Annotated in this window: 6 protein-coding genes; 2 read left to right on the forward strand and 4 right to left on the reverse strand. The window is 72.4% G+C overall.

Going from position 1 to position 12,436, the window contains the following annotated elements:
* Nucleotides 1–463: 463 nt before the first annotated feature.
* Together AB0A94_RS35520 and AB0A94_RS35525 are read left to right on the forward strand one after the other, a co-directional pair.
* Nucleotides 464–5,410, forward strand: coding sequence for an NAD-glutamate dehydrogenase (locus AB0A94_RS35520; protein ID WP_361750729.1), 4,947 nt, complete (start codon nucleotides 464–466; stop codon nucleotides 5,408–5,410).
* A gap of 123 nt (nucleotides 5,411–5,533) precedes the next feature.
* Nucleotides 5,534–7,060: a hypothetical protein gene (locus AB0A94_RS35525; protein ID WP_361750731.1), complete on the forward strand. Its 1,527-nt coding sequence runs from the start codon at nucleotides 5,534–5,536 to the stop codon at nucleotides 7,058–7,060.
* 143 nt (nucleotides 7,061–7,203) lie between these two features.
* Here the strand turns inward: AB0A94_RS35525 and AB0A94_RS35530 are convergent, their stop codons facing one another.
* The 4 genes from AB0A94_RS35530 to AB0A94_RS35545 form a co-directional block, all read right to left on the reverse strand.
* On the reverse strand, nucleotides 7,204–8,871 hold the full coding sequence (locus tag AB0A94_RS35530) for a glycosyltransferase family 2 protein (RefSeq protein ID WP_361750733.1): 1,668 nt from the start codon (nucleotides 8,869–8,871) through the stop codon (nucleotides 7,204–7,206).
* On the reverse strand, nucleotides 8,868–11,060 hold the full coding sequence (locus AB0A94_RS35535) for a CDP-glycerol glycerophosphotransferase family protein (RefSeq protein ID WP_361750735.1): 2,193 nt from the start codon (nucleotides 11,058–11,060) through the stop codon (nucleotides 8,868–8,870). Before AB0A94_RS35535 ends, AB0A94_RS35530 begins: the two co-directional genes overlap by 4 nt.
* Nucleotides 11,061–11,151: 91 nt before the next feature.
* A complete protein-coding gene (locus tag AB0A94_RS35540) occupies nucleotides 11,152–11,985 on the reverse strand; it encodes an ABC transporter ATP-binding protein (RefSeq protein ID WP_361750737.1) in 834 nt (277 codons plus the stop codon).
* The coding region (locus AB0A94_RS35545) for an ABC transporter permease (protein WP_361750739.1) at nucleotides 11,978–12,436 on the reverse strand (459 nt) is incomplete at its 5' end. The genes AB0A94_RS35545 and AB0A94_RS35540, both read right to left, overlap by 8 nt.

The raw sequence follows: 12,436 nt of genomic DNA on the forward strand, positions 1-12,436 counted from the left end.
CCCTGGTACGGGCCTGCGGCGCGCGGGCCGGCCGCACTGTGCAGAACGTCAAAGTTCACGGCCTGGTTTTGTACACATACGGCTCATGACGGGGGGCCTGTGAGGAGCGATAGCCTTGGTGGCGTGATCAGCGCGATAGCTCGCGGGGGCCTCGGTGTCCCTGCTGTGCGCCCGGGCGGCACGGACGACATCCGTGCCCGGGCGGCGGTCGCTGGTCTTCGCGGGCGGCACGGGGCCAAGAGGGCACCCGGGGCGCGGCGCACCTCCCGGGAACAGGCGTCACGGAGCGCGGCGTCCCACCCCTCGGGAGTGTCGGATCCGGCCGAGAAGCCCCCGCTCCTCCCTCCTCACGGCATAGCGTCGGTACGGACCGGACACCCCGTGTCGTACCACCGCACCACGAGGGCGGAGACCGTACTTCCTTCTACGTCACGCAACGGCGCGCGACAGGAGCCAGAGGACCATGCAGACCAAGCTGGACGAAGCCAAGGCCGAGCTGCTCGAGAGGGCGGCACGGGTAGCTGAGAACAGCCCGGCCGGGGGGAAACTGCCGACCGGGACGACGGACAAGGGCATGCCCGACCGGGACACCGTGCTCGAGTTCCTCCAGCGCTACTACCTGCACACCGCCCCGGAGGACCTGACCGACCGCGACCCGGTCGACCTCTTCGGAGCCGCCTACTCGCACTACCGGCTCGCCGGGAGCCGCCCCCAGGGCACGGCCAACGTCCGGGTCCACACCCCGACCGTCGAGGAGAACGGCTGGACCTGCAGCCACTCCGTCGTCGAGGTGGTCACCGACGACATGCCCTTCCTCGTCGACTCCGTCACCAACGAGCTGACCCGCCAGGGCCGCGGCATCCACGTCGTCATCCACCCGCAGATCGTGGTCCGCCGGGACGTGACCGGCAAGCTGATCGAGGTGCTCACCACCCCGGTCGGCGGCGACCTCCCCCAGGACACGCGCGACCTTCCGCACGACGCGCACGTCGAGTCCTGGATCCACGTGGAGATCGACCGCGAGACCGACCGCGGCGACCTCAAGCAGATCACCACCGACCTGCTGCGGGTCCTCTCCGACGTCCGCGAGGCCGTCGAGGACTGGGGCAAGATGCGCCAGACCGCCACCGCGCTGGCCGAAGGGCTGCCCGACGAGCCCGTCCCCGCCGACCTGCCCGCGCCGCAGGTCGAGGAGGCCCGCGAGCTGCTGCGCTGGCTCGCCGACGACCACTTCACCTTCCTCGGCTACCGCGAGTACGAGCTGCGCCGGGACGACTCGCTGGCCGCCGTCCCCGGCACCGGTCTCGGCATACTGCGCTCCGACCCGCACCACGCCTCCGCCGAGGGCCACCCGGTCAGCCCGTCCTTCGAGCGGCTGCCCGCCGACGCCCGCGCCAAGGCACGCGAGCACAAGCTGCTGGTGCTGACCAAGGCCAACAGCCGGGCCACCGTGCACCGGCCGTCGTACCTGGACTACATCGGCGTCAAGAAGTTCGACGCGGACGGCAACGTCGTCGGCGAGCGGCGCTTCCTCGGACTGTTCTCGTCCGCCGCCTACACCGAGTCCGTGCGCCGGGTCCCGGTGATCCGCCGCAAGGTCGACGAGGTCCTGGAGCGCGCCGGCTTCACGCCGCACAGCCACGACGGGCGCGACCTGCTCCAGATCCTGGAGACCTACCCGCGCGACGAGCTGTTCCAGACCCCGGCCGCCGAGCTCCAGGCGATCGCCACCTCGGTGCTCTACCTCCAGGAGCGCCGCCGGCTCCGGCTCTACCTGCGCCAGGACGAGTACGGGCGCTACTACTCCGCCCTCGTCTACCTGCCGCGCGACCGCTACACCACCGGTGTGCGCCTGCGGATCATCGACATCCTCAAGGAGGAGCTCGGCGGCATCAGCGTCGACTTCACCGCCTGGAACACCGAATCGGTCCTCTCCCGGCTGCACTTCGTGGTCCGCGTCCCGCAGGGCACCGAACTGCCCGAGCTGTCCGACGCCGACAAGGAGCGCATCGAGGCCCGGCTCGTCGCGGCCGCCCGCTCCTGGGCCGACGGCTTCGCCGAGGCGCTGAACGCCGAGTTCGGCGAGGAGCGCGCCGCCGAACTGCTGCGCCGCTACTCCAGCGCCTTCACCGAGGGCTACAAGGCCGACCACCCCCCGCGGGCCGCCGTCGCCGACCTGGCGCGCCTGGAGGAGCTCGGCGAGGAGCGGGACTTCGCGCTCAGCCTGTACGAGCCGGTGGGCGCGGCCGCCGAGGAGCGCCGCTTCAAGATCTACCGCAGGGGGGAGGCCGTCTCCCTGTCCGCGGTGCTGCCGGTGCTCCAGCGGCTCGGCGTCGAGGTCGTCGACGAGCGGCCGTACGAGCTGCGCTGCGCGGACCGCAGCGTGGCCTGGATCTACGACTTCGGCCTGCGGATGCCCAAGGGCGCGTCCACCGACCAGCTCGGGGACGACGCCCGTGAGCGGTTCCAGGACGCCTTCGAGGCGACCTGGACCGGCAAGGCGGAGAACGACGGCTTCAACGCCCTCGTGCTCAGCGCCGGACTGACCTGGCGGCAGGCCGTGGTGCTGCGGGCGTACGCCAAGTACCTGCGCCAGGCGGGCTCCACCTTCAGCCAGGACTACATGGAGGACACCCTCCGCCACAACGTCCACACCACCCGGCTGCTCGTCTCCCTCTTCGAGGCGCGGATGTCGCCGGACCGGCAGCGCGCCGGGTACGAGCTGGTGGACGCGCTCCTCGAGGAGGTCGACGCCGCCCTCGACCAGGTCGCCTCGCTCGACGAGGACCGCATCCTGCGCTCCTTCCTCACGGTCATCAAGGCGACGCTGCGCACCAACTTCTTCCAGGAGACGAGCGGCGGCGTGCCGCACGACTACGTCTCCATGAAGTTCGACCCGACGGCCATCCCGGACCTCCCGGCGCCGCGCCCGGCGTTCGAGATCTGGGTGTACTCGCCGCGCGTCGAGGGCGTGCACCTGCGCTTCGGCAAGGTCGCGCGCGGTGGCCTGCGCTGGTCGGACCGCCGGGAGGACTTCCGTACGGAGATCCTCGGCCTGGTCAAGGCGCAGATGGTGAAGAACACCGTCATCGTGCCGGTGGGCGCCAAGGGCGGCTTCGTCGCCAAGCAGCTGCCCGACCCGGCCGTGGACCGCGACGCCTGGCTGGCCGAGGGCATCGCCAGCTACCGGACGTTCATCTCGGCACTGCTCGACATCACCGACAACATGGTGGCCGGCGAGGTCGTGCCCCCGGCGGACGTCGTCCGGCACGACGAGGACGACACGTACCTCGTCGTCGCGGCCGACAAGGGCACCGCGACGTTCTCGGACATCGCCAACGAGGTCGCCGAGTCGTACAACTTCTGGCTCGGTGACGCCTTCGCCTCCGGCGGCTCCGCCGGATACGACCACAAGGGCATGGGCATCACCGCCCGCGGCGCCTGGGAGTCCGTGAAGCGGCACTTCCGGGAGCTGGGCGTGGACACCCAGAGCCAGGACTTCACGGTCGTCGGCATCGGCGACATGTCCGGTGACGTGTTCGGCAACGGCATGCTGCTCAGCGAGCACATCCGCCTGGTCGCCGCCTTCGACCACCGGCACATCTTCATCGACCCGAACCCGGACGCGGCCGTCTCCTACGCCGAGCGCCGCCGTCTGTTCGAGCTGCCGCGCAGTTCCTGGGCCGACTACGACACCGCGCTGCTGTCGGCCGGCGGCGGGATCTTCCCACGCAGCGCCAAGTCCATCGCGGTCAACTCGCAGATCCGCGAGGCCCTCGGCATCGAGCCGGGCGTCACCAAGGTGACCCCGGCCGACCTGATGAAGGCGGTCCTCAGGGCGCCGGTGGACCTGCTGTGGAACGGCGGCATCGGCACGTACGTCAAGGCGTCCACCGAGTCCAACGCCGACGTCGGCGACAAGGGCAACGACGCCATCCGCGTCGACGGCCGGGACCTGCGGGTCTCCGTCGTCGGTGAGGGCGGCAACCTGGGCATGACGCAGCTCGGCCGGATCGAGTTCGCGTCGCACGGCGGCCGGATCAACACCGACGCGATCGACAACAGCGCCGGCGTGGACACCTCCGACCACGAGGTGAACATCAAGATCCTGCTCAACGGCCTCGTCAAGGACGGCGACATGACCGTGAAGCAGCGCAACAAGCTGCTCGCCGAGATGACCGACGAGGTCGGCCGGCTGGTGCTGCGCAACAACTACGCGCAGAACACCGCCATCGCCAACGCGCTGGCCCAGTCCAAGGACATGGTCCACGCCCAGCAGCGGTTCCTGAAGCACCTGGTGCGCGAGGGCCAGCTGGACCGGGCCCTGGAGTTCCTGCCCACCGACCGCCAGATCCGCGAGCGGCTCTCCTCCGGGCAGGGCCTGACCGGGCCGGAGACGGCCGTGCTGCTGGCGTACACGAAGATCACGGTCGCCGACGAGCTGCTGGGAACCTCGCTGCCCGACGACCCGTATCTGAAGGTGCTGCTGCACGCGTACTTCCCGACGGCGCTGCGCGAGCAGTTCCCCGACCGGATCGACACCCACCCGCTGCGCCGTGAGATCACCACGACGGTGCTGGTCAACGACACGGTCAACACGGGCGGGACGACGTATCTGCACCGGCTGCGCGAGGAGACCGGCGCGTCGCTGGAGGAGATCGTCCGGGCGCAGACCGCGGCCCGCGCGATCTTTCGCTCCTCGGTGGTGTGGGACGGGGTCGAGGCGCTCGACAACACGGTCGACGCGGAGGTCCAGACCCGCATCCGGCTGCACTCGCGCCGGCTGGTGGAGCGCGGTACGCGGTGGCTGCTCAACAACCGGCCGCAGCCGCTGGAGCTCGAGGAGACGGTGTCGTTCTTCGCCGAGCGGGTCGAGCAGGTCTGGTCGCAGCTGCCGAAGCTGCTGCGCGGCGCGGACCTGGACTGGTACCAGAAGATCTACGACGAGCTGAGCGGCGCCGGTGTCCCGGACGAGCTGGCCACCCGGGTCGCCGGGTTCTCCTCCGCCTTCCCGACGCTCGACATCGTGTCGGTCGCCGACCGGACGGGCAAGGAGCCGCTGGACGTCGCCGAGGTGTACTACGACCTCGGCGACCGGCTGCGCATCACCCAGCTGATGGACCGCATCATCGAGCTGCCGCGCGCCGACCGCTGGCAGTCCATGGCCCGCGCGGCGATCCGCGAGGACCTGTACGCGGCGCACGCGGCGGTGACCGCGGACGTGCTGGCGGAGGGCAACGGTTCGTCGACGCCGCAGCAGCGCTTCAAGCTGTGGGAACAGAAGAACGCGGCGCTGCTGGGCCGGGCCCGTACCACGCTGGAGGAGATCCACGGCTCCGATACGTTCGACCTCGCCAACCTGTCGGTGGCGATGCGGACGATGCGGACGCTGCTGCGGTCGCACTCGTAGGCAGGTGGCCGCGAGGGCGCTCCGGACCGTCGGGTCCGGGGCGCCCTCGCGGCGTTGTGGTGCCTTGGGTGGGCATCGGCGCGGATCCGGTGCGGGACCGCCGTCGCGGGCAATGGCTCCTGTGTGAGCGTCCGATCCTCCTCGTCCGCCGCGCCCGGCAGGACCGGCGCGCGCCGCGTCGCGGACCGTCCGGCGGTTCTCGGCCGCACCGTGGCCGCGGCCGGCGCCGGACTCGTCCTCGCCCTGCTGGTCCTGGTGGTCGTGCGGCTCCCCTGGGCCGGTGACCTGGGCATGCACGCGGCGACCGTGCAGCGGCTGCGGCACCGCCCGCTCGACCCCGGCAACCCGTTGGTCGACGCGGACACGCCGAGCCCGTACTACTCGCCGTGGATGCTGCTGCTGGGTGTCGTCGCCCGGTTGTCGGGTCTTTCGGTGTTCGTGGTCCTGCGGCTGGCCGCCGCCGCCGGACTGGCGCTGCTGGTGACGGGCGTGTGGCGGTACGTGCGGACGCTGAGCGCGCACCGGGCCGCGCCCGCGCTCGCCCTGCTGAGCCTGCTGCTGCTGTGGGGCACGACCCCGTTTCTGTGGAGCGGCTTCCCCGGGCTCCACTCGCTCGCGCTGACGGTGTCGTATCCGAGCACGTTCACCCTCGGTCTCGCCTTCCACCTCTGGGCGTGGCTGACGGGGGCGTTGCGCCGGGAGGCCGGGTGGCCGGAGTGGCTCGGGCTGGGAGTGCTGTGGGGGGTGATTCTTCTTTGCCACCAGTTCTCGGGGGTCGTGGCCACGGTGGGTGCCGCCGCCACGGTGCTCGCGGCGCGGGGGGCCCGGCGTGTGGTGCGGTCGCGGCTCGGCGCCGGGGTGCTGGTGGGGGCGGTGGTGCTGTGGGTGTGGCCGTACTACGACTTCTTCGCGCTGCTCGGCGCGGCGGAGGACGGGCTGGACGCGGTGCACCGGGTGCTGTACGGGCATCCGGTCGCGCGGTTCGGGCTGGTGCTGCTCGGGGTGGCCGCGCTGGTGCCGCGGGGGCGGCGGGACCGGCGGAATCCGCTGGTCCTCTTCTTCGTGCTGGGGGTGGTGGTCGTGGGGGCGGGGTGGCTGAGCGGCCACTACTCGTGGGGGCGTGCGCTGCCCGCCGTGCTGATCCCGGCCCAGCTGGCCGCAGCGCTGGAGGCGGTCGGGGCGGGGCGGCGGTGGCTGCGTGCCGGGTGGGCGGTCCTGCTGGCCGGAGGGCTGCTGGTCGGGGGGTGGGCGCAGGCGGGGACGCTGGGGTACGTGGTGCCGCGCGGTGCCCTGCCGGCGGCGGTGGAGGACAGGTACCGGCCACCGTGGACGGGGTATCACTGGATCACCCCGTGGGTGCGGTACGGGGACGTGGTCATGGCGGAGGGGCGGCCGGCCCGTCAGATACCGGCGTACGGCGCCTACACGGTGGCTCCTGGTTATCCCGACTTCTTCCTGGCGGACGAGGAGCGCCGGGGGGCGGCCACGCGGGCGTACTTCGGGGAGCGGACGGCGCCGTCCGTGCGGCGGGGGATCGAGCGGGAGTACGGGGTGCGGTGGGTGGTCGACGGGAGCGGTGTGCTGGGCGACGCCGGGCTGCGGGAGGTGGCGCGGGGGCCGGAGGGGCAGGTGCTTTATGCGGTGCCCTGAGGGGTGGGGGTGCGGTTCTGGTGGGTCCGGTTTGTCTCGCCCCCGCCGCCCCTTCCCGTTCCCGTCCCCCGGGGGGGCTGCGCCCCCCGGACCCCCCTTCGGTCTGAACGGCCTCGTCCGCAAACGCCGGACGGGCTGAAAGCTCAAACGCCGGACGGGCTGAAGACGCTCGCCACCAGGCGGGCCGCCCGGCGTACCCGGGGGACGGCCACGCGGCGGGCCGCCGGGCGGAGTACGTGCGCCGTGAGGCCGGTCGGTTGCCAGCGGAGCTGGAGGCGGCCCGGGCCGTGGCCCTCGGGCTCGATCGTGAGCCGGTGGCGCGGGACGCGGACGGTCAGGGACGGAAAGGCCAGGGGGGCCAGCAGCAGTCCCCGGTTGCTCCGTCCCCGGCAGGTCAGCCGGACCAGCGGATGACGCACCCCGGCGAAGCCGCTCAGCGGGAGGTGCGCGGACGCGGGGTCGAGACGGACGCGGCCCTCGAAGACACCGGGGCGGACCGGGGAGAGACGGAAGGGGACGGTCAGGCGGTGCCGGCCGGGGGTGATGAGCAGGCTCGCGCGCTGGGGGCCGATCGGGAGGCGCAGGGCCGGGTCGTAGGTGCGGACGGTCAGGTCGACGGAGGCCCCCGGACCCGGGGTGATCTCCGTGATCTCGTGGCGGAACCGGGTGACGGAGAAGGGGCGAGTGTCGAGCTCCAGCTCGGTCAGGTCCAGCTCACGGCGGGCGGCCGCCGACCCGGGGACCCGTCCGCCCCAGTACGTGCGGCCGTCCGGGCCCGTGGCCAGCTCCCTCGGGGCGACACCGTCCCCCAGTTCCCGGGCGGCCCACCGGGCCTCGGTCAGCCGCCGGTCGCGGATCAGCTGGAGCACCACCCGCTCGGCGCGGGGAAGCCGGGCGTACGCGCCCGGCGACAGGGTCTCCAGGTACGGGTTCACCAGGTCCGCGAAGGCCGCCAGCCACTCCTCGTCCCGGTGGGGCAGGTCGCCCGCGTACATCCGGAAGTCGTGCTTCAGGAACTTGTGGTCCTTGTCCTCGCGCAGCGCCCCGTGCCCGCTCTCCACCAGGAACGCGTCGATCAGCCGCTGCACGTGGATCCGGTCGCGGACATTGGTCAGCAGGTGCCGCTGGTTGGAGATGGAGGCGGCGTCGGAGCCCGCGTACGGGGCGATGTACCAGAGGTACACCGGCTCGGGGACGATCGTGAACCGTTTCGCCAGGCAGTACGCCTGGGCCGAGAACAGCTGGTCCTCGTAGTGGATGCCCTCGGGGAAGCGCAGGTCGTGCCGGTCGAGGAAGGCGCGGGCGTACATCTTGCCGGTCGACAGGTGCTCGAAGAACAGCCGCGGGTCGGCCTCGATGCCGTCCAGGGTGCGGCGTTCGCGCACGAGGTGCGGCATCCAGGTGGAGCGGCGCCCGGTGTCCACCCGGATCCGCCGCACCGCGCCCATCGCGAAGTCGAGGTCGCGTTCGCGGTGCGCGGCGAGCAGTGACGCGACCGATTCCGGCGGGAGCTCGTCGTCGCTGTCGAGGAACATCAGGTACGGCGCCCGTGCGATCTCCAGGGCGCGGTTGCGCGGCGCGCTGCATCCGCCGCTGTTCTCCGGCAGCCGCAGGTACCGGATACGGCGGTCGCGGGCCGCCAGCGCCCGCGCCACCCGGGGTGTGTCGTCCGTGGAGTGGTCGTCGCTGATGACGATCTCGAGGTTGCGGTGGCTCTGGCGGCGCACGGACTCCACCGCGCGGGGGAGCCGTCCGGCGTCGTTGTGGACGATCACCGTGACGGTGACGTCGGGGAGCCGGGAGGTGCTCATGACGCCTCCGCCGGGCTCGGTGCCGGGGTGCGTTCCCCGAGCGGCAGCACCGGCGGCAGCGACGCCTCGTCCTGGCCGAGGAAGACCCGGCGCACGACGCGTTCGGCGGCGCGGCCGTCGTCGTACTCGCAGAACCGGCGGCGGAAGGCGGCCCGGGCCTTCGCCGCGCCGTCGTCGCGCCAGGCGTCGGTGGTGAGGATCCCGGTCAGCTCCTCCTGGGTGCGGGCCACCGGGCCGGGCGCCTCGGCCATCAGGTCGAAGTAGACGCCGCGCGTGGTGCGGTACGTCTCCCAGTCGTCGGCGTGGATGATCACCGGGCGGTCGAGGTTGGCGTAGTCGAACATGATCGACGAGTAGTCCGTGACCAGGGCGTCGGCGGCCAGGCACAGCTCCTCCACCGGGTCGTAGGAGGAGACGTCCACGATGCGGCCGGAGCGGCGCAGTCCGGTCACGGGGGAGAGGGCGTTGTCGTAGAAGTAGTGGCCGCGCACCAGCAGCACGGTGTCCTCGCCGAGGTGGTCGGCGAGGGCGGCGAGGTCCAGGCGCGGGGTCCAGCCGGCCTCGTAGTCGCGGTGCGTGGGCGCGTACAGGACGGCCCGGCGGCCCGGCGCGACGCCGAGGCGTGCGCGGATCGCGCGGATGTCGTCGGCGCCGGCCGTGTAGTAGACGTCGTTGCGCGGATAGCCGTGGTCGAGCGAGACGAACCGGGACGGGTACGCCCTCTCCCACATGCGGGTGGTGTGGCGGTTGGCGGAGAGGCTGTAGTCCCATTTGTCGACGCGTTCCAGCAGCGCGTCGAAGTCCAGGCCCTGGGCGGCGGCCGGGAACGGCAGCTGGTCCACGCCCATCCGCTTGAGCGGGGTGCCGTGGTGGGTCTGCAGGTGGACCGCGTCGGGGCGTTTGACCACGTCGTTCGGGAAGTTGACGTTGTTGACGAGGTACTTGGCGGTGGCGAGCACCTCCCGGTAGCGGCGGGTGCCGGGGACGACGTGGTCGGTGCCGGGCGGGAGCAGGGCGGCGTTCTCGCCGGTCACCACCCACACCGGGTGGATGTGCGGGGCGAGCTCGGCGAGCTTCGCGGCGATCGCGGCCGGGTTGCAGGCGACGCCGCGGTTCCAGTAGGCGGCGAACACCGCGAGGTGGGGGTCGACGGGGCGGCGCAGGGCCCTGCGGTACCGGAGGTCACGGACCTGTGCGCCGAGCCGGCGCCTGCCGGTGCGCACCGTGGACCGCACGGCGCGGCGGGCGTGGTTGGCGGTCTGGAAGGCGCGGTACTTGCCGTAGGCGCCCTCTTCGAGCAGGGAGCGGCGGATGCCCTCCGCACCGGCGGGGCGCCGGTGGCCCTCGGGGCGGCGGCGCAGGGCGGCGGTCGAGGCCCGGTGGAAGAACTCCCGGGCCACGTCCTCGGGCATGTCGCCGCGGGTGAAGGCGCGCAGGCAGTCACGGACCATGATCTCGTAGAGCACGGTGTAGACGGCGGGGCGTTCGCGGACGAGGTCGAGGAGGCTCTCGTAGCGGTCGACGAGCGCGTAGTGCTGTGCGGGGGTGACCGGCGGGAGGGCGGCGGGCCGCAGCCGGCGGTCCTCGTGGGCGATGAGCGGCAGGGCGGCGACGCGGTCGGCGAGCAGCAGGGCGGCGAGGGCCGCCCGCGGTTCGTCGTCGGTGGTGAGGCGGTCCTCGTGGGTCCGCCAGAATCCGGCGCGCAGGACGCGGGTGCCGAGCAGCGGGGTCAGGCGGAGCAGGTAGGCGCCGTCGTCGAGGGCGAGGCCGGTGCGGCCCGCGCGGGCGAGCAGCGGGCCGTCCGCCGAGGGGAGCCCGGAACGGCGCCAGGTGCTGCGGAGGTGGTCCAGGAGCAGGACGTCGACGGTGCCGGGGAGCCCGGCGACCCGTTCGGCGACGGTGCGGGTGCTGCCGGGCGGCAGGCCGTCCTTGGCGCGGACGAAGTGCAGCCAGCGGCCGGCGGCCCGTGCCGCCCCCGCCGTCCGGGCCGTCGCGTCGGACGTGCCGTCGGGCAGGGGCAGCACCTGGACGTGCGGGGCGTGCCGCTGGGCGGTCTCGCGGGCCCAGTCGCCGACGGCGGCGACGACGACCTCGGTGTCCGGCAGGGGGTGGGCGGTGAGGGAGTCGAGCAGGCCGGTCAGGTGGTCCTGGGTGTTCGGCCCGTGGACGACGACGCTGAGCTCGGGCATCGCGGGGCTCCTTCGGCTGCTCGTCGCTCCGGACGGTCCTCTCCGGTCATATTGGCATCAATACGGCGAAGTGGGCGCGCGGAGGCGGGCCTCAGGAGGGTGCCGGTACCGCCTTCGGCTGCGGCTTGCGGGCCTTGTCCGTGCCTCCGGTGAACGCCTCGTACTCCTTGAGCACGTCCTTCGTCGGTCCGTCCATCAGCAGCTCGCCCCGCTCCAGCCAGAGCACGCGGTCGCAGGTGTCGCGGATCGACTTGTTGTTGTGGCTGACCAGGAACACCGTCCCCGCCCGCTCGCGCAGCTCCCGGATCCGGGCCTCGGAACGCTTCTGGAAGGAGCGGTCGCCGGTGGCCAGCGCCTCGTCGACGAGGAGGACGTCGTGGTCCTTGGCGGCGGCGATGGAGAAGCGCAGCCGGGCCGCCATGCCGGAGGAGTAGGTGCGCATCGGCAGGGTGATGAAGTCGCCCTTCTCGTTGATGCCGGAGAAGTCGACGATCTCCTGGTAGCGGGCCTTGACCTGCTCGCGGGACATGCCCATGGCGAGCCCGCCGAGGTGGACGTTGCGCTCGCCCGTCAGGTCGCTCATCAGGGCGGCGTTGACGCCGAGCAGGGAGGGCTGGCCGTCGGTGTAGATGCGGCCGTTCTCCACCGGGAGCAGTCCGGCGACGGCCTTGAGCAGGGTCGACTTGCCCGAGCCGTTGGTGCCGATGAGCCCGATGGCCTCGCCCCGGTACGCCACGAAGGAGACGCCCCGCACGGCGTGCACCGTGCGCACGCCGGACGCCTTCTCGGTCTTCCTGGGGCGCAGCATGCGGTTGAGGGCGGCGGTGGCGGTGCCGCGTCCGGCGCCGGTGCCGTTGACCCGGTAGACGATGTCGACGCGGTCGGCGACGACCGTGGGGATCTTCTCGTCGGTGGTGTCAGCCACGGCCGTACCTCTCCTCAGCCTTCCAGAAGTAGACGAACCCGATCACGCCGGCCAGCAGCGCCCAGCCCAGCGCGAACGCCCACACGTGCGGGGGCAGGTAGGAGGAGCCGTACTCGTCGATCAGCGCGAAGCGGACCAGGTCCATGTAGATCGCCGCCGGGTTCCACTGCAGCACGTCGGCCAGCCAGGCCGGCACGTCCTTGCCCTCGAGCATCGCCGGGATGCTGAACATCACGCCGGACGCGTACATCCAGGTGCGCAGCACGAACGGCATCAGCTGGGCCAGGTCGGGCGTCCTGCTGCCCATCCGCGCGAAGACCAGCGCCAGCCCGGTGTTGAACACGAACTGCAGCAGCAGCGCGGGGACCACCAGCAGCCATGACAGGGCGGGCAGGCTGCCGAAGGCCACCATCACGACGACCAGCACGATCATCGAGTACAGCAGCTGCTG

The organism is Streptomyces sp. NPDC044984 (assembly GCF_040646935.1).
Taxonomy (GTDB): Bacteria; Actinomycetota; Actinomycetes; order Streptomycetales; family Streptomycetaceae; genus Streptomyces.

What these genes read in the sequence shown, in the direction of transcription:
- AB0A94_RS35530 (WP_361750733.1), bottom strand. Translation starts at nt 8,871, where the DNA reads ATGAGCACCTCCCGGCTCCCCGACGTCACCGTCACGGTGATCGTCCAC.
- AB0A94_RS35520 (WP_361750729.1), top strand. Translation starts at nt 464, where the DNA reads ATGCAGACCAAGCTGGACGAAGCCAAGGCCGAGCTGCTCGAGAGGGCG.
- AB0A94_RS35535 (WP_361750735.1), bottom strand. Translation starts at nt 11,060, where the DNA reads ATGCCCGAGCTCAGCGTCGTCGTCCACGGGCCGAACACCCAGGACCAC.